This is a genomic window from Yunchengibacter salinarum, assembly GCF_037658235.1.
Lineage (GTDB): Bacteria > Pseudomonadota > Alphaproteobacteria > Sphingomonadales > Kordiimonadaceae > Yunchengibacter > Yunchengibacter salinarum.
This window is the reverse complement of sequence record NZ_JBBJLN010000009.1, coordinates 142,469-159,787: the sequence shown is the minus strand read 5'-3', so window position 1 is coordinate 159,787 and position 17,319 is coordinate 142,469. Positions and strand designations below refer to the sequence as shown.

Below are 17,319 nucleotides of genomic sequence, written 5' to 3'. Positions count from 1 at the left end.
GGGCTGCCGCTGCGCCAGTGGGCCGGGTTCATAACGCGACCCTTGACCCGGCGCGGCGGCTGCCCCTTATTACGGCCCATGGTGATGCATTTGATGAAACTGGCGCCCGGCGCGCAGGGCTTTTCCGATTTTCGCGATCGGCTTCAGGGCCGTGCGATGGATGATGCCGGGATCGGGCGCCATGTGCGCGTGTTTACCCGCAACACCCCCAAGGCGGCGGATGATGTGCTGGATGGCGGCGCGATCTATTGGGTGATCAAGGGGCAGATCATGGCGCGAACGCCGGTTCTGCACCTGGAATCCGGCTTCCGGGAGGACGGGCGCCCCCTGTGCATCATCAGCGTGTCGGCGGACCCGGTGGGGGTGGTGCCGGTGCCCCGGCGGCCGTTTCAGGGCTGGCGCTATCTGAAGCCGGATGACGCGCCCGAAGACCTGCCGGACGGCGGCGACGGCATGAGCGAGGCACCGCCCGAAATGCTGCGGGAATTGCAGGATTTGAAGCTGATCTGACGTGCCTGGTGCCGGGTGGGCGTCGGGATGGCCCCGCCGGGGCCGCACGCTCAGCCAGCGGGCGCGACGGCCATATTGTCCAGCAGGCGGATGCCACCCAGGCGGGCCACCGCGATCAGGCGGGCCGGGCGGTCGGCGCTTTCCAGTATGGTCAGGCTGTCCGGGTCCACCAGGCTGATATAATCCACCCGGTCGAAGCCTGCCTCGAACAGGGCATCCTCGGCGGCTTTTTCCGCGATGCGCGCGTCCTCGCCCTTTTCGATGGCCGCCTTCAATGTGGCCAGAACGCGATTCAGGCTGGCGGCGATCCGGCGCTGGTCCGCATCCAGATAGGCGTTGCGGGAACTGGCGGCAAGGCCATCGGCTTCGCGCACCAGCGACCCGCCCAGAATGCGCACGGGCATGTCCAGATCGCGGACCATGGCACGGATCACGGCCAGTTGCTGAAAGTCCTTCTCGCCGAAAATGGCCACATCCGCGCGGCTCTGGTTCAGCAGCTTGGCCACCACGGTGGCCACGCCGTCGAAATGACCGGGGCGGGCGGCGCCCTCGAAGCGTTCGGTCAGGCCGGTCACATGCACAAGGGTGTTGAAGCCGGGCGGATAGATGGCGTCCGCCGCCGGGCTGTACACATGGGTGGCGGGGGTGTCCTTCAGGGCATCCATGTCGCTGTCCAGCGTGCGGGGATAGCGCTCGAAATCCTCCCCTTCGCCGAACTGGGTGGGGTTGACGAAGATGGATACCACCACCTTGTCCACATAAGGCGCGATTTCCCGGACCAGCGACAGATGGCCTGCGTGCAGTGCCCCCATGGTGGGCACCAGCCCGATGGTCAGCCCGGTGCGGTGCCAGTCATCCGCCTGTGCCGCCAGCGCGGCGGGGGTTTCGATCAGGTCCGGTCGGGTGTTCGACATCCGGTGTCTCCCTGGAACGGATTGCCTTGCCACCTGTCGGCCTCGCGGTATGGGCCGGGGTGCGCGCATGTTATAGGGGATGATGGCTGACATGTCATTCCCGCAGGCGCTGTCGCCGCCGGGCGGGGTTGCTTGACAAGGGGGCCGCCCCTGTCGCTATGTGCTGGTGGAACGCACGCGGCTTTATCGCCGGGCGCGATTTTTCAAGCTGGCGCCCCGTTCCCGAAAGCCGGGGCGGCGTCAACCAGAGGAGAGTGCATTGTGGCCGAACCAATCGCCGGAGGGGCCCCGCGCCCCCGCCCCCGCAAGCCGGAAGGGCGCCCCTATCTGATCGTTCTGGGTAATGAAAAGGGCGGGTCCGGCAAATCCACCACGGCCATGCATATCGTTGTCTCCCTGCTGAGCGACGGCCTGAAAGTGGGTACCATCGATCTGGACAGCCGCCAGCGCAGCCTGACCCGCTATATCGAAAACCGCCGCCTTACCTGTTCCCGGCAGGGGCTGATCCTGCCCATGCCGGAAGAGCGGGTGGTGGAACGCTCCGAGGAACGCACCGCGGAGGCGGCGGAACGGGCCGAAAAGCGCGCGTTCGAGGATACCTATATGGCGCTGGCGGATGCGGGCATGGATGTGGTGGTGGTGGACTGCCCCGGCAGCGACACTTTCCTGTCCCGCCTGGCGCATACCGCCGCCGATACGCTGGTCACGCCGGTCAATGACAGTTTCGTGGACCTGGACCTGCTGGCCAAGGTGCACCCGGAAACCTTCACGGTGGAACGGCCCAGTTTTTACGCGGAAATGGTCTGGAAAGCCCGCCAGCGCCGGGCGCAGGCCGATGGCAGCAGCATTGACTGGGTGGTTTTGCGCAACCGCGTGGGTGCGCTTTATGCCAAGAACAAGCAGCGCGTGGAACGGGTGCTGGAAGACCTGGCTGGCCGTGTGGGGCTGCGCTATGTGCCGGGCCTTGGCGAGCGGGTGATCTATCGGGAACTGTTCCTGCGCGGCCTGACCCTGATGGACCTGAAGGCCGCTGGCGGACTGGACGGCAAAGGCATGACCATGTCCCACGTGGCGGCGCGGCAGGAACTCAGGGCGCTGATGGCCGCGCTGGATCTGCCCTTTGGCCGGGACGGTGCCGAACGGGATGGGGCAGACCGGGACGGGTCAGACACGGGCGCCCCTGGCCGGGAAGGGGCGGGCGCGCCGTGATCGTTGCCCTGCTCGCCGGGGTGGCGCTGGCCGCCTTTCTTTTCCTGCTGCTGCACTGGTGGGCGGGCGCCCGCACGCGGGATGCCCGGCGCGCTCTGTTCTGGCTTGCCCTGCTGGTGTCCCTGTTGCTGGGCGGGGTGCTGATGGCCCGAACCGGGCTGTCGCTCATATCGCTGGCGCCCACGCTGTTGACACTGGGCCGGATGCTGTTCGCCAAACGCGGCGCGGCCCGGACAGGGACAGGAACAGGGGCAGGGGGGCAGGCGGGAAAGCGGCAAGCACCCCATTCAGGGGCCATGAGCCACGCCGAGGCCCTGTCCGTACTGGGGTTGGAGGCGGGCGCCACGGAGCAGGACATCCGCGCCGCCCACCGCCGTCTGATCAGCCGCCTGCACCCGGATCAGGGGGGCAGTGACTGGCTGGCAGCCAAGCTGAACGCGGCCCGTCAGCGCCTGCTGGATGACGGCGCGGACGAAGCCTGACACGCCCCCTGGCCGAAGAAGCCGGGGCCTGCTTCCCGCCCTTTGCGATGCTGGATGCCTTGCGCGGCGTGCATTGGCGGGATAGTGTTAATAAATGGTTAATGAATCTGTCATATGGGGAATTGCTCCCGGTCGCGGGCCTGTCGCCGCACGCAAGGCACGCAATGGGGCGCTGCGGCGTGTCCTGAGTCTCGTGTGCGCGGCCCTGTTTTTCATGGCGCCGGGCCGGGGCTTTGCGGATTCGTCGGATGTGCGGGCCGTCACGTCGCCCCTTGACCAATTGATGGCGGCGCAGGACCGACCGACCCTGACAATAGCCGTGCCACCCGCCTCGCCGCCCTATGTGATGACGGACCCACAGGGAGGGATCGTGGTGGATACCCTGCGTGCCCTGGCCAGACAGGCGGGCTTCGAGCCCCGGCTGCGGCACGCGCCGCTCAGGCGCCTGCCCGCGCTTCTGGCGAGCGGCAAGGCGGATGCGGTGCTGTCCTATCAGGCGAACGGGGCCCGCCCCACGGTGACGCGGCCCGTAACGTTCTGGCACAATGGCATCGTGATGCTGTCCGAGCGGGGCGGATCGGACGGCCCGGTGGATCTGTCCGGCATGACGGTGGGGCATTTCCCCGATTTCCGGGCCTTTCTGGGGCTCGATGCCGATTTCCTGTCGGAAGCGGCGCACCTGGTGTCGCTGGATCGATCCGAACAGGCGCTGGATATGCTCTTGCGCGGGCGGATCGATGCCTATGTGGGGGATTACTGGGTGTTGCGCTATCTGCGTGCCCGCGCGGCAACGCCGCCACACGGGGCCGCCCTGCCGGAACTGCGGGTGATTCACATGTTCGAGCCCACCCCTCATACTCTGCGGGTGCACAGCCCGGCCCTGCGCGCCCGGCTGGATGCGGCGCTTGCGCAGATGGAAAAATCCCGTCGCATGGCGGCCATTGTGGAACGCTATATGCCCGGCACCGTTTCGCGCTGATACCCTGTGCTGATTTCGGATCAGGTGGGCAATGCCGCGGAAACCCGGTGCCTGCCGGTATTGGCAGTTGATTTTACGCGCGCCCCCTGACAGATTTCCGCCAAATCAATATTCAGGGGAACGACCATGACCGCCCATCAGTTCAATCCGACCATTCTGCGTGAATATGACGTGCGCGGCACGGTGGATGAGACCCTTTTCCTGGACGATGCCCGCGCGCTGGGCCGGGCTTTTGGCACCACCGTGGTGCGCGGCGGCGGCACCACCGTGGTGGTGGGGCAGGACGGGCGCACATCCTCCCCGGCCATGGTGGCAGCCCTGACGGAAGGGCTGGTATCCACCGGGGTGAAGGTGAAGCGGATCGGCCTGGGGCCGACGCCCATGCTTTATTTCTCCATGTATCATCTGGACAGCTATGGCGCCATGATGGTCACCGGCAGCCATAACCCGCCGGATTATAACGGTTTCAAGATGATGCGCGATGGCGGCGCCGTGTATGGCGACGCGATACAGGAACTGGGCCGTCTGGCAGCCGCCGGAGATTTCGAGACCGGCACCGGCAGCGAGGAAGAGGTGGATGTTTTCGACGCCTATATCGACCGGCTGGTGCGTGACCTGGAAACCGACAAGCCGTTCCGTATCGCCTGGGACCCGGCCAATGGCGCCGCTGGCCCCGCCACACAGGCGCTGGTGGCCCGTCTGCCGGGGGAGCATCATGTGATCAATGCGGCGGTGGATGGCACTTTCCCCAACCACCCCGCCGACCCCACCATCGATGCCAATATGGACCAGCTTCGCGCTGTGGTGGCGGAGCATGGCCTGGACATGGGCATCGGTTTTGATGGTGACGGCGACCGCATCGGCCTGATCGACGGCAAGGGGCGCATGGTCTGGGGGGACCAGATCATCGCCATTCTGGCGGGCGACGTGTTGCGGGACCTGCCGGGGGAGCCGATCATCGCCGATGTGAAGGCCAGCAAGCTGCTGTTCGACCGCATCAGGGAACTGGGTGGGCGGCCCGTTATGTGGAAATCCGGTCACTCGCTGGTCAAGGCCAAGATGGTGGAGGAAAAAGCCCCCCTTGGCGGGGAGATGTCCGGCCATATCTTTTTCAAGCACAAGTTCTATGGCTATGATGACGGCCTTTACGCGGCGGTGCGGTTCCTGAACGCGGTGGACCGGGACGGCGGCGACCTGAACCACATCATGGATGTGATGCCGACTCTGTTCAACACACCGGAAGTGCGCTTCGAATGCCCGGAAGAGCGCAAGTTCGAGGTGGTGGAGGAAGTGCGCGCGCGGCTGGCGGATACGCCTGCGGATGTGTTCGGAGAGGATGGCGTGCGGGTGACCGACCAGGACGGTTGGTGGCTGCTGCGGGCCTCCAACACCCAACCCGCCCTGACCGCGCGCTGCGAGGCGGACACGCCCGCCGGGCTGGAGCGGCTGAAGGCGGTGCTGTCGCGGGAGCTTGAGGCATCCGGCGTGAGCGTGCCGCCGGAACTGCAACCGGCCACCTGAAAACCGGGCTGCCCCTTGTCTTTGGCGCCAGGATACCTATTTCGTCCAGTGAGGCGGGGAACAGCCCCTGCAAAAGGATGGGTTTTGTGCCAGTGAGCACGGCGAGTCTCTATTATCTCATGTGGAACCCGGAAGAAGGGGCGAGCGAACCGTGGCTGGCCCCGCTGGCGGGCCTGTGCCTTCGCATGTCGGACGAGGATGACGACACCCCCGGCGACGATGAGGGGACCGGGCTGCTGACCAAGACCCGCACCCGCACCAAGAAGCCGCCCATGTACAAGGTGTTGCTTCTGAACGACGATTATACCCCGATGGAATTCGTGGTGCATGTGCTGCAACGTTTTTTCCGCATGACGCTGGAACAGGCGACGGACGTGATGTTGCAGGTGCACAATCGCGGTGTGGGGGTGTGTGGCGTGTTTTCCTATGAGGTGGCCGAAACCAAGGTCAACCAAGTTTTAACTTATGCCCGTCAACATGAACAGCCGCTCCAGTGTACGCTGGAAAAGGCGTGATCATTCAGGCGCGGCGATGGGCGCACGCGGAATGGCTCAGCGTGCTTGAAATCACCCCCTGATAGCGCCATCCTCATGATCAGGGGGTGGCCTGGCCGCCCCGCAGCGGGGGGTTCCCCCAACCATGGAAGAAGGAATTTGCGCTTTGCCAAGCTTTTCCAAGGACCTCGAAGAAACCTTTCACCGCGCGCTGAGCGAGGCGAACAGCCGTCGGCATGAATATGCCACGCTGGAGCATCTGCTGCTCGCGCTGACCGAGGACCCGGACGCGGTGGCCGTGATGCGCGCCTGCGGGGTGGAGCTGGACGTTCTCAAGGAACAGCTTACCGACTATCTGGACAGCGAGATGGACAATCTCCGGCTGGACGCGGAAGGGCTGGAAGCCACGCCCACAGCCGGGTTCCAGCGCGTGGTGCAGCGCGCCATACTGCATGTGCAAAGCTCTGGCCGGGAGGAAATGACCGGCGCCAACCTGCTGGTGGCCCTGTTTTCCGAGCGGGAAAGCCATGCCGTTTATTTCCTGCAAAGCCAGGACATGACCCGGCTGGACGCGGTGAGCTACATTTCCCACGGCATCGCCAAGGTGCCGGAAATGAAGGCTGAACGCCCGGTGCGCGGTGTCGAGGACGAGGCGGAGGAAGACGCGCCCCGCGGCGAGGACGGCGAGGGCAAGAAGCAGGGATCGGCGCTGGCCAGCTATTGTGTGGATCTGAACGAAAAGGCGCGTCAGGGCAAGATCGACCCGCTGATCGGGCGGGACAGCGAGCTGGAGCGCGCCATTCAGGTGCTGTGCCGCCGTTCCAAGAACAACCCGCTGCTGGTGGGCGAGGCGGGCGTTGGCAAGACCGCCATCGCCGAAGGGCTGGCCCGCCGTATCGTTGAGGAAAAAGTGCCCGATGTGCTGCTGGATGCCACCATCTTCTCGCTGGACATGGGCACGCTTCTGGCGGGCACCCGCTATCGCGGTGACTTTGAAGAACGCCTGAAAGCCGTGGTGAAGGAGCTTGAGGACTTCGACGGCGCCGTGCTGTTCATCGATGAAATCCATACGGTGGTGGGCGCCGGGGCCACGTCCGGCGGCGCCATGGATGCCTCCAACCTGCTCAAGCCGGCGCTGGCCAGCGGGGCCATTCGCTGCATGGGCTCCACCACCTACAAGGAATTCCGCAGCCATTTCGAGAAGGACCGCGCCCTGTTGCGCCGCTTCCAGAAGATCGATGTGAGCGAACCCTCGGTGGCGGACAGCATCAAGATTCTTCAGGGACTCAAGCCCTATTTCGAAAGCCATCACGACATTCGCTATACCAATGAAGCGATCAAGACGGCGGTGGAACTGTCGGATCGCTATATTTCCGACCGGCGGCTGCCGGACAAGGCCATTGACGTGATCGACGAATCCGGCGCGGCACAGAAGCTGCTGCCCCTGTCCAAGCGCAAGAAAACCGTGGGCGTGAAGGATGTGGAAACCGTGGTATCGCGCATTGCCCGCATCCCGCCGAAATCCGTGTCGCGGGATGAAAGCCGGGTAATGGCCACGCTGGAAGACGATCTGAAACGGGTGGTGTTCGGCCAGGAACGGGCGATTGCCGCGCTGGCGTCCAGCATCAAGCTGTCCCGCGCGGGGCTCCGGGAGCCCAACAAGCCGATCGGCTCCTATCTGTTTTCCGGGCCCACCGGCGTTGGCAAGACCGAGGTGGCCCGCCAGCTCGCCAGCCTGCTGGGTGTGGAGCTGCACCGCTTCGACATGTCCGAGTATATGGAACGGCATTCGGTTTCCCGCCTGATCGGCGCACCGCCCGGCTATGTGGGCTTCGATCAGGGCGGCCTGCTGACGGATGCCATCGATCAGCAGCCACATAGCGTGCTGTTGCTGGACGAGATCGAAAAGGCCCACCCGGACCTGTTCAATGTGCTGTTGCAGGTGATGGATAATGGCCAGTTGACCGATCATAACGGCAAGAAGATCGATTTCCGCAATGTGGTGCTGATCATGACCACCAATGCGGGCGCCAGCGAGCTGTCGCGCACCGCCATCGGCTTTGGCCGTGAAACGAACGAGGGTGCCAGCGACGAGGCCATCCGCAAGACCTTCTCGCCGGAATTCCGCAACAGGCTGGATTCCGTGATCCCGTTCGACTTCCTGCCCACCGAGGTGGTGGAGCGTGTGGTGGAAAAATTCGTTCTGGAGCTGGAAATGCAGCTTGCGGATCGCAATGTGGATCTGACCATCACGGACGAGGCCAAGACCTGGCTGGCGGAAAAGGGCTACAGCCGCCGTTATGGCGCCCGTCCGCTGGGCCGTGTGATCCAGGAAAAGGTGAAGAAACCGCTGGCGGACGAACTGCTCTTTGGCAAGCTGGCCAAGGGCGGCGAAGTGGCTGTGCGTTTGAGGGACGATGCGCTGGACTTCGAGATCACGCCCCATGCGCCCAAGAGCAGGGACGGTGACAGCAAATCCGGCAAGACACCAAAGGGCGGCAAGAAGGGCAGTGTGCCTGCCGCTGGCAGTGGCAAGCCGCCCGCCGTGGTGGATTGACCGGCCCGATGCGGATGACCACGCACCGGCTGGTGCTGGTCCCGCCGACCGGGGCGGAGACGACGGAATTTCGGGCCATGAATGCGGACCCCCGCGTCATGGCCCATTTCGCGTCACCGCTGGACAGTGCGGAAAGCGATGATCTGCTGGCTCGCTTCCGGGACAGTTGGGGCGCCTATGGCATCGGGCCGTGGTCCGTGTTTCATGAAGGCCGGTATGCGGGCTTTGCGGGCCTTCTGCCCATGCGGAAGCGGCTGCCGCTGTCGGCCCCCTTTGATCTGGTCTATCGCTTTCAGGTGGCCCATCATGGCGCCGGCCTGGCGGCGGAAGCGGCGCGGGCCGCGTTGGTTCATGCCTTCGCCCGGCACTGGTGCGATGAGGTTGTCGCCTTTACCGCCCACAGCAATGACAAAAGCCTGGCGCTGATGGCGCGGCTGGGTTTTCAGCGGTTGCCGGAAATGGACTTCGATCACCCGGACCTGCCGCCGGGCCATGCGCTCAGGCCCCACAAGGTCGCCCGGATCAGTCGGGAGTGCGTGATTGGCGGCCCGCGCCCCTGAGCCCTATCCGTCACCTTTGCGAAAGGGAGTGCGGGCGTTCAGAAAGACCTGTTCGGCGGCCACTTCCTGCTGCTCCGCGTCCAGATAGCGGGCGACTGCTTCCCGGAAGCCGGGGTCCACCAGCCAGTGGGCGCTGTGGGTGGTGACGGGCTCATAGCCGCGCGCCAGCTTGTGGCCGCCTTGCGCACCGGCTTCCACGCGGGCCAGGCCCCGATCGATCGCCACGTCTATGGCCTGATAATAGCAGGTCTCGAAATGCAGGCAGGGGTGATCCTCCCGGCAGCCCCAATAGCGGCCATACAGGGCATCTTCCCCCACCAGATTGAGCGCCCCGGCAATGGGCGCCTCACCGGGGCGGCCAGCCAGCATCAGCAGCAGACGATCCCCCAGCCGGGCGCCGATTTCCTCAAAAAAGGAGCGGTTCAGATAGGGGCGGCCCCATTTTCGGTTCGCCGTGTCCAGATAGAAGTCGAAAAAGTGGTCCCAGTCCGCGGGGGTCAGGTCATGGCCGCTCTTGTGGGTGATTTCCAGCCCGTCGCCCAGGGCGGTTCGGCGTTCCTTGCGGATTTGCTTGCGCTTGCGGGATGCCATGGCGCCGAGGAAGCCCTCGAAGCTGTCATAGCCGCGATTGAACCAGTGGAACTGCTGATCTGTGCGGTGCAGCAGCCCGGCCTGACGGCAGGCGCGCAAATCCATCGCGTTCAGAAAGGTCAGATGCAGGCTGGACAGGCCGTTGCTTTCCGTCAGCCCGGTGGCGGCCTTCAGCAGGGCAGTGCGGGCGTGGGTACCGTCCATGTCCGGGCGCACCAGCAGGCGTGGCGCGGTGACCGGGCTGAACGGCACGCTGGATTGAACCTTGGGATAATACCGCCCCCCGGCCCGTTCAAAAGCCGCGGCCCAGGGCTGGTCGAACACATATTCACCCAGGCTGTGCCCTTTCAGATAAAGCGGCATCACGGCCACCGGCGCCGGATCGTTCGAGCGGTAGAGCGCCAGATGACAGGGCTGCCAGCCGGTTTCCGCGCTGACACAGCCGCTGATTTCCAGCGCATCCAGAAAGGCGTGGCTGACAAAGGGGTTGCCGATCCCGGCGCAGGCATCCCACTGGTCGGCGGGCAGGGCGCCGATGCGGTCAAGGCGATGCGCTGTCAGTTCCGTTTCCGGTGGCGCCATGGACGAATCAGAATTCACACGGACCTCATTTCAGAAATGGCACATGGGGTTGACGGCGTACCCGTCATCGCCGACGGCGTGTCATGCGGGGGTGTCCGTCGCTTTTACGGGGGCCGGGCGCTCGAAGATCACCTGATCCGCATGTTCGCTGGCCACCTCCACGTCCTGGGCCGATCGCACGGTCCAGGTCAGCACCGGGCGCCGCCGCCGTCGCCAGCTTGTCGCCAGGCTGTTGGGCAGCAGGCGAATGTCACAGGCCAGAAAATCCGCACGGAGCCGGTGCAGCCACAGGCTGGCGGCCAGGCGGCGGCGAATGACCAGAAGCCAGTCGCGCCCCACGATCAGGCCCCGCGCCAGGTCCGGCGCGAAATCGCGGAACCACGCAACCAGGCGGGGATCGAACGACATGACCGCCACCGGCCCCTTATAGCCTTCCAATGCGCGAACCACCCCGGCACACAGGCGGCGCCTGTCTGCCACATCGTCGGCTTTTATCTCGATGAAAAGGGGGACGGCTTCGCCGATGGCGTCCACCACGTCGCGCAGCAGCGGCACGCTGGCCGTGCCGCCGTTCTGGTGCAGGGGAATGTCCGCCAGGTCCGACCAGACCAGTGCCGCGATCCGATCCGGGCGCCCGGCCAGCCGGGTCAGCATATCGTCATGAAAGGCCACGATCATGTCGTCGCGGGTCATGCGTACGTCGATTTCAATGCCCAGGCCCTGATTCACGGCCTCCCGGATGGCGGGCAGGGTGTTTTCCACCAGGCCGGTGTCGCCGTGCAGGCCGCGATGGGCGATCGGGCGGCTGGTGAGCCACCGAGGGGGCGCCCCCTTTCTGACGTGCCGTCGGCCCATGCTCAGATCACCGCCACCAGTGCGTCCACCTCCACCGGTGCGCCGCGGGGCAGGGCGTTGACGCCCACGGCGGATCGGCTGTGCCGCCCCTTTTCCCCGAACACGTCCACCATCAGGTCGCTGGCGCCATTGATCACTTCAGGCTGGTCGGTGAAGGTATCCGAGCAGTTCACAAAGCCGCCCAGCTTTACCACCTGCCGCACCCGTTCCAGGTCGCCGTCCAGCGCCGCCTTGAGCTGTGCGATGATGTTCAGGGCGCACAGGCGCGCCGCTTTTTGGGCCTCTTCAAGGCTGATGGCGCCGCCCACCGAGCCCACATGGGCCAGCCCGTCCGGCCCCATGGGAAGCTGCCCCGAAATACTGATCAGATTGCCGCTCTGCATGAAGGGCAGATAATTGGCCACCGGCGTGGCCGGGGTGGGGATATCAAGGCCCAACGCCGCCAGACGCTGGCTTACTGTTTGTGTGTCGTCCACGATCAAACCCCTGTTGAGACGCTTTCCATAAAGGTGAAGCGGCAGACTAGCACGGATCGGCCCCGGAAAAAGAGCCCGCATCCGCCTGGCGGGTCACGGAATCGTGTGGGCCGATCCGGCAGTCCGGCAGGGGCGGACGCGGTTCCTACAGCACTTTCAGATGGGCGCCGCGGCGGTTTTCCTTGTCCTGATACATGGCGCGATCCGCCGCCTCTATCAGGGCGGAGGGGTCGGTCAGGCCGTCAAAGGGTGCCACGCCGATGGAACACTGCACAGCGACCCGGCCTTCGGGCGAGTGCAGACAGGTGGCGTTCAGGGTTCGCTGCAATTGCCGCAGGCGCTGTACGCCTTCCTGTTCGGAACAGCCGGTCAGGATCACGGCGAATTCGTCCCCGGCGATGCGGGCCACCGAATCCGTGGGGCGCACCTGTGCGCCCAATGTGCTTGCCACATGGCGCAGCAGGCTGTCCCCCACCATATGGCCGTATTGGTCATTGATATCCTTGAAGTCGTCCAGGTCGATGAACCCCAGCACACCGGACAGCCGGTGCCGGGCGGAATGGCTCAGCGTTTCCCGCAATGCCCTGCGCAGCCCACGGAGATTGGCGATCCCGGTCAGTTCATCCGTGACGGAGAGCTGCTCCAGCGCCTCAATGCGTTCCTGCTGCTCGGCCATGCGCTGTTCGGCGGACGCGGCGAAGGACAACATTTCCGTGATCAGTTGCCAGCCGGTGCTGTCCACCTTCAATTCGGCCTGTGTGGCGGTTTCGATCAGGCGGCTGGCCAGTTGCGACACATAGGGGTTGATGGCTTCACGGTCAGTACGGGCTGATTGATGTCCCATGGGGGCCTCCGGGGGCATAGGTTTGATACTGGCCCTTGAGAAGCAAGCCGCGTGCCATGCTCAAGCCCCTCGCCAGCCGCCCCCATGGCCAGCCCCGCGCCCCGGATCGCGGGCTGTTGCGGTGCGTGGCCCCGCCTTTCCCGTCGCGGGGTCATTCGTCCCGGCGTTTTTTGCCGCCCGGTCGGCGCGGCGCAGGGGCAGTTTCGCCCCTGTCCGGCCCCAAAGCCCGGCCCAGTTGCACGCTGTCATGACCATAGCGGGCGCGCAGGGCATCCATGGCCCGTTCCGCGCTGGCCCGGCGGGTGCGCGCGGGTTCGATCAGGTCCGGCGGGTCGGCTTCCTGTACGGGGCGGAAATTGCTCACCCCGATTCCCACCAGCCGATAGGGCGTGCCGTCCACCAGCGGCGCCAGAAGATGCCGCCCCTCTTCGAACAGGGTGGTGGCAAGCTGGGTCGGGGCGTCCAGCGTGTGGCTGCGGCTGATGGTTTTGTGAGTGCTGGTTTTCAGCTTCAGCGTGACGGTAAGCCCGGCCAGCGTCTTGGTTTTCAGGTCCGATGCGGTGCGCTCGCATTGGCGCCAGAGCACCGCTTCCAGCCCCGCCTTGTCCCTGAGGTCGCGGCTCAGCGTGGTTTCGCTGGAGACGCTTTTGGCCGGGCGATCCGGGGTCACGGGGCGCGGGTCGATGCCGCGGCTCAGCCGTGCCAGCCGCAGACCGGTTTCACCATAGCGCTGCATGAGGCCGCGTTCGTTCATGGTCTGAAGCTGGCCGATCCGGCTGAGACCGTCCCGCTGAAGCGTGGCGGCGGTGCGTGCGCCGATGCCGAAAATCGCGCTGATGGGCATGGGGGCCAGCCGCGCCGGGGCTTCCGCCGCGCCGATCACGGTGAAACCGCGCGGCTTGTCCATGTCCGAGGCCAGCTTGGCCAGGAACTTGTTGGGCGCAAGGCCGATGGAAACGGTGATGCCCAGATCCGCTTCCACCCGGCGGGCCAGGTCCGCCAGCATCACGGCGGGGCAGGTGCCGAACAATCGTTCGGTTCCCGCCAGGTCCATGAAAGCCTCGTCAATGCTGAGCGGTTCCACCAACGGGGTAAGGCTGGTCATCAGTTCCCGCACGGCCTGTCCCACGCGGCGATATTTGGCCATGTCCGGCGGCAGAACGATGGCATCCGGGCATCGGCGCCGGGCTTCCGACATCGGCATGGCCGAGCGCACGCCGCTCATGCGGGCGATATAGCAGGCGGTGGACACCACGCCCCGATCACCGCCGCCAATGATCAGCGGATGGCGCGCAAGGTCGGGATTGTCGCGCTTTTCCACGCTGGCATAGAAGGCGTCGCAGTCCAGATGCGCCAGGCTCAGGCCGGTCAGTTCCGCATGGGCCACCCGGCGGCGGCTGCGGCATTGCGGGCAGGGGGATGCGGTCTCTTGCGGTGGCCGGTCGGGCATCAGGTGCAGGCAGTCCCGGCACAGCACCGCCATGGTGGCGGCCCCCGTCATGGCTGCCCCGTTCCCGTATCCGCCGCCCCCTCGGCGCGGGCTTCCAGATGGTCCACCAGCGCGTCCCAGCGATCGATCCGGTGATGGCTGTGCGGCGCAGGGCCCACCAGGGCCGCGAGGCGCCTGTCGGCGATCATCTGGATTCGGTGGCTGTGGGGCACATGGGTCGCCACGGATTGATGGTTGGGCGGCAGATCATCCACGAACACCACGGGCCGCCCGCCTTCAGCCAGCCGCGCCACGCCGGGGCCCTTGGCGCCGCTGCCCGTGATCACCGGCACGTCCAGCCCCGCCGCCTTGAGGCTGGCGGCCCGGCGCGGCCCCAGATGATCCGGCACATTGGTCAGCACCACGGGCTCGAAACTGCGCTTGAGGCGGCGGACCCCCGCCACCGCGCCGTCCACCAGCGGCACATCGTCTATGCGGCTTTCGAAAAAGCGGACGATCAGGTGTTTGACCTGATCGTCGCTGGCCGGGGCGCCGGTGTGAGCGTGGCGGATATTGCCGCTCAGCGCGAAGCTCTCAAGGTGCAGATGAAAGCCCTCATCGCCGAGAAAGCCTTCCAGATGGCGCAGGAAATGCAACAGCACCTCATCCGCATCCAGTATCAGAATCGGTTTTTTCAGCGGTTTCATGGCGTTACCATTCCTGCCCCGCGCCGCCGCCCAGCCGGCGCCATGCCGCCACCACGTGCCCAGGGGATTGGCCCGCATGGGCGCTGAAGGCGATCAGGTCGGGTTCGAAATTGACCAGAAATTCCAGCACGCTGGCCAGAAAATCACGGTCCTGCACCTGGGCCCGGATGGCCGCCGCGTCCAACCCGCTCAGGTCCAGAAAACGGTCTTTCAGCATGTCTTCGGCGAAAATGAATCCCACCGCCTCCAGCGCCAGCGCTTCGGCCTGCTCCATGGACAGGGTGGCATTGCCGGATCGGTTGGTGTTGTGAAAGGCCGTCATGACCGGGTATCCTTGATAGCTGGCGTGTCAGAAGTGTGGGCGTGAGAGCCGCCCCGGATCAACACATTCCGGCATATGCGTAAATTTTGGCATCCCTCGGCGGGAGACCTTGTAATTCTTTCCATGCCAAGACATTATTCAATTTGTATGTGAGTTTTTTCCAGGACGCTTTCGTGCGTCAGCAGGGGGCCATATGGGCAAAAAGGTTTTGATCGTCGAAGATAACGATCTGAATATGAAACTGTTTTGCGACCTTCTGGAAGCCCATGACTATGAAACGGTGCAGACACGGGATGGCATGGCTGCACTGGATCTTGCACGGGAACACAAGCCTGATCTGATTCTGATGGATATTCAGTTGCCGGAGGTTTCCGGTCTGGAAGTGACCAAATGGCTCAAGGAAGATGAGGATCTGGCCGCGATTCCAGTGGTTGCCGTGACCGCCTTCGCCATGAAGGGGGACGAGGAAAAGATCCGTGAAGGTGGGTGTGAGGCTTATATCGCAAAGCCCATATCGGTCGGGCATTTCCTGGAAACCGTAAAAAAATTCACGGGATAAATTTGTATGACGGCGCGTGTACTGGTGGTGGATGACGTTCCGCCGAACGTCAAGCTGCTGGAAGCCAAGCTCACGAGTGAATATTTCGACGTGCTGACCGCCTATAGCGGGCCGGAGGCGCTGGAAGTGATCGCGCGCGAACAGCCGGACATCGTGTTGCTGGACGTGATGATGCCGGGCATGGATGGCTTCGAAGTATGCCGGCGAATCAAATCCGATCCCGCCACGGCGCATATTCCGGTGGTGATGGTCACCGCGCTGGACCAGCCGTCCGACCGGGTGGCCGGGCTTGATGCGGGCGCCGAGGATTTCCTGACGAAACCGGTGCAGGACCTGGCCCTGTTCGCGCGGGTGCGTTCCCTGGTGCGCCTGAAGGTGATGCTGGACGAGTTGCGCAACCGGGAAGCCACCGGCGTGACCCTGGGCGCCGATCAGGAAGCCATTTCCCATGCCGATATGGACCTGCCCAATGATGCCCAGATTCTGGTGGTGGACGAGCAGGAACGTGTGATGGAGCGAATCGCCCGCGCGCTGGACGAGTTCGGCGATCTCACCTTCATGCATGGCGGCGACGATGTGGCGGAGCGGGCGCGGGAAAAGAATTTCGATCTGATCATCGTTTCTCTCACCATGCGGGATACGGATGGCCTGCGCGTCTGCTCCAAGCTGCGCAGCTTTGAGGAAAGCCGCCATGTGCCGGTGCTGGTGATGGTGGATGACGGCAATACCCAGTTGCTGGTCAAGGCGCTTGAGATGGGCGTGAACGATTATGTGGTGCGCCCGGTGGACCGGATGGAATTTGTCGCGCGGGTGAAAACCCAGCTACGGCGCAAGCGCTATGCGGATCAGTTGTGGGAAAATTTCCACATGTCCATGCAGCTTGCCACCACGGATGCGGTGACCGGGCTGTATAACCGGCACTATCTGACCAGCCATATGGATACGCAGTTGAAATCCGCCCAGCGCCGCCAGAAGCCGCTGAGCGTGATGATGATGGATATTGACCATTTCAAGCTGGTCAATGACACCCACGGCCACGCGGTGGGGGACCGGGTTCTGAAGGAATTTGCCAACCGGATCGCCAAGAATATCCGCGGGGTGGACCTGGCCGCCCGCTATGGCGGGGAGGAATTCGTGGTGATGATGCCGGAAACCACCATCGACTGGGCGGAAATGATCGGGGAACGATTGCGCCAGGAAGTGGGGGAAGAGTCCTTCGAAGTGGGCCTGAAAGACGGTGCGCTGGATATCACCGTATCCATCGGCGTGGCGGAAAGCCGGCCGGAAGACACCCCCTCGCAACTCATTGATCTGGCGGACAAGGCCCTGTATCGCGCCAAGGAGAGTGGCCGCAACAAGGTTCTGAAGGCGGAACGCCCCCCGCTTTGAAGGACGGCGGCGGGGCGTGCCATGGCCGACGCGCGGGAGCGCAGAAGTTCACGCACGCAAAAAACGCCACCCCGCAGGGGCAGCGTTTTTTCCGCACAGGATCAGCCTTGTTCCATCCGCGCCGCATGGGCCGGGGTGGAGCGTGGCTTACTTGATCTTGGCTTCCTTGAAGTCCACATGCTTGCGGACAACCGGATCATATTTCCGCATCACCATTTTTTCGGTCATGGTGCGCGGGTTTTTCCGCGTCACATAATAGTAGCCGGTGTCTGCGGTGCTCACCAGCTTGATCTTGATGCTGGACGGCTTTGCCATCGGTTATCTCCGCAGTTGAAAATT

19 protein-coding genes are annotated in these 17,319 nt (G+C 64.5%); 10 read left to right on the top strand and 9 right to left on the bottom strand.

Annotation, left to right across the window (positions count from 1 at the left end):
- The first annotated feature begins 93 nt into the window (after positions 1 to 93).
- Entirely contained in the window at positions 94 to 510 is a 417-nt protein-coding gene (locus tag WGH93_RS11295; RefSeq protein WP_374764994.1) for a DUF1489 family protein, read from the top strand.
- A gap of 50 nt (positions 511 to 560) precedes the next feature.
- Here the strand turns inward: WGH93_RS11295 and panC are convergent, their stop codons facing one another.
- A complete protein-coding gene (gene panC, locus WGH93_RS11290) occupies positions 561 to 1,424 on the bottom strand; it encodes a pantoate--beta-alanine ligase (protein ID WP_374764993.1) in 864 nt (287 codons plus the stop codon).
- 261 nt (positions 1,425 to 1,685) lie between these two features.
- Between panC and WGH93_RS11285 the strand changes: the two genes are divergently transcribed.
- The 7 genes from WGH93_RS11285 to WGH93_RS11255 all read left to right on the top strand — a co-directional run bounded on the left by WGH93_RS11285 (position 1,686) and on the right by WGH93_RS11255 (position 9,226).
- Positions 1,686 to 2,633, top strand: a complete 948-nt coding sequence (locus tag WGH93_RS11285) for a division plane positioning ATPase MipZ (RefSeq protein ID WP_374764992.1) — start codon at positions 1,686 to 1,688, stop codon at positions 2,631 to 2,633.
- The gene (locus WGH93_RS11280; protein ID WP_374764991.1) at positions 2,630 to 3,115 is read left to right on the top strand and encodes a J domain-containing protein; all 486 of its coding nucleotides are present in this window, start codon (positions 2,630 to 2,632) and stop codon (positions 3,113 to 3,115) included. Before WGH93_RS11285 ends, WGH93_RS11280 begins: the two co-directional genes overlap by 4 nt.
- A gap of 193 nt (positions 3,116 to 3,308) precedes the next feature.
- Complete coding sequence (locus WGH93_RS11275) at positions 3,309 to 4,094, top strand: substrate-binding periplasmic protein (RefSeq protein WP_374764990.1); 786 nt, start codon at positions 3,309 to 3,311, stop codon at positions 4,092 to 4,094.
- Between the two features lie 126 nt (positions 4,095 to 4,220).
- Positions 4,221 to 5,615: a phosphoglucomutase/phosphomannomutase PgmG gene (pgmG, locus tag WGH93_RS11270; protein ID WP_374764989.1), complete on the top strand. Its 1,395-nt coding sequence runs from the start codon at positions 4,221 to 4,223 to the stop codon at positions 5,613 to 5,615.
- A 185-nt stretch (positions 5,616 to 5,800) separates the two neighbouring features.
- Positions 5,801 to 6,130 (top strand): ATP-dependent Clp protease adapter ClpS, encoded by a 330-nt coding sequence (gene clpS, locus WGH93_RS11265; protein ID WP_374765041.1) that lies wholly within the window; start codon positions 5,801 to 5,803, stop codon positions 6,128 to 6,130.
- Positions 6,131 to 6,275: 145 nt separating this feature from the next.
- Positions 6,276 to 8,666 carry an ATP-dependent Clp protease ATP-binding subunit ClpA gene (gene clpA, locus WGH93_RS11260; protein WP_374764988.1) on the top strand — a complete coding sequence of 797 codons (2,391 nt, stop codon included), beginning with the start codon at positions 6,276 to 6,278 and terminating at the stop codon, positions 8,664 to 8,666.
- Between the two features lie 8 nt (positions 8,667 to 8,674).
- Complete coding sequence (locus WGH93_RS11255) at positions 8,675 to 9,226, top strand: GNAT family N-acetyltransferase (protein WP_374764987.1); 552 nt, start codon at positions 8,675 to 8,677, stop codon at positions 9,224 to 9,226.
- 3 nt (positions 9,227 to 9,229) lie between these two features.
- Here the strand turns inward: WGH93_RS11255 and WGH93_RS11250 are convergent, their stop codons facing one another.
- The 7 genes from WGH93_RS11250 to WGH93_RS11220 form a co-directional block, all read right to left on the bottom strand.
- Positions 9,230 to 10,399, bottom strand: coding sequence for a GNAT family N-acetyltransferase (locus WGH93_RS11250; RefSeq protein ID WP_374765040.1), 1,170 nt, complete (start codon positions 10,397 to 10,399; stop codon positions 9,230 to 9,232).
- 81 nt (positions 10,400 to 10,480) lie between these two features.
- On the bottom strand, positions 10,481 to 11,254 hold the full coding sequence (locus tag WGH93_RS11245) for a glycerophosphodiester phosphodiesterase family protein (RefSeq protein WP_374764986.1): 774 nt from the start codon (positions 11,252 to 11,254) through the stop codon (positions 10,481 to 10,483).
- A 2-nt stretch (positions 11,255 to 11,256) separates the two neighbouring features.
- Positions 11,257 to 11,730, bottom strand: coding sequence for a RidA family protein (locus tag WGH93_RS11240; RefSeq protein WP_374764985.1), 474 nt, complete (start codon positions 11,728 to 11,730; stop codon positions 11,257 to 11,259).
- Between the two features lie 145 nt (positions 11,731 to 11,875).
- Positions 11,876 to 12,574 (bottom strand): GGDEF domain-containing protein, encoded by a 699-nt coding sequence (locus WGH93_RS11235; RefSeq protein WP_374764984.1) that lies wholly within the window; start codon positions 12,572 to 12,574, stop codon positions 11,876 to 11,878.
- Between the two features lie 151 nt (positions 12,575 to 12,725).
- Positions 12,726 to 14,075, bottom strand: a complete 1,350-nt coding sequence (locus WGH93_RS11230) for a DNA polymerase IV (protein ID WP_374764983.1) — start codon at positions 14,073 to 14,075, stop codon at positions 12,726 to 12,728.
- Positions 14,072 to 14,710, bottom strand: coding sequence for a hypothetical protein (locus WGH93_RS11225; RefSeq protein WP_374764982.1), 639 nt, complete (start codon positions 14,708 to 14,710; stop codon positions 14,072 to 14,074). Before WGH93_RS11225 ends, WGH93_RS11230 begins: the two co-directional genes overlap by 4 nt.
- 4 nt (positions 14,711 to 14,714) lie before the next feature.
- Complete coding sequence (locus WGH93_RS11220; protein ID WP_374764981.1) at positions 14,715 to 15,032, bottom strand: DUF3572 domain-containing protein; 318 nt, start codon at positions 15,030 to 15,032, stop codon at positions 14,715 to 14,717.
- A 193-nt stretch (positions 15,033 to 15,225) separates the two neighbouring features.
- Here WGH93_RS11220 and WGH93_RS11215 point away from each other — a divergent pair, with 193 nt between their 5' ends.
- Positions 15,226 to 15,591: a response regulator gene (locus tag WGH93_RS11215; protein ID WP_374764980.1), complete on the top strand. Its 366-nt coding sequence runs from the start codon at positions 15,226 to 15,228 to the stop codon at positions 15,589 to 15,591.
- Between the two features lie 6 nt (positions 15,592 to 15,597).
- Positions 15,598 to 16,980, top strand: a complete 1,383-nt coding sequence (locus tag WGH93_RS11210; RefSeq protein ID WP_374764979.1) for a PleD family two-component system response regulator — start codon at positions 15,598 to 15,600, stop codon at positions 16,978 to 16,980.
- Between the two features lie 147 nt (positions 16,981 to 17,127).
- Here WGH93_RS11210 and rpmG read toward each other — a convergent pair whose 3' ends face one another.
- The gene (gene rpmG, locus WGH93_RS11205; protein WP_374764978.1) at positions 17,128 to 17,295 is read right to left on the bottom strand and encodes a 50S ribosomal protein L33; all 168 of its coding nucleotides are present in this window, start codon (positions 17,293 to 17,295) and stop codon (positions 17,128 to 17,130) included.
- Positions 17,296 to 17,319 lie beyond the last annotated feature (24 nt).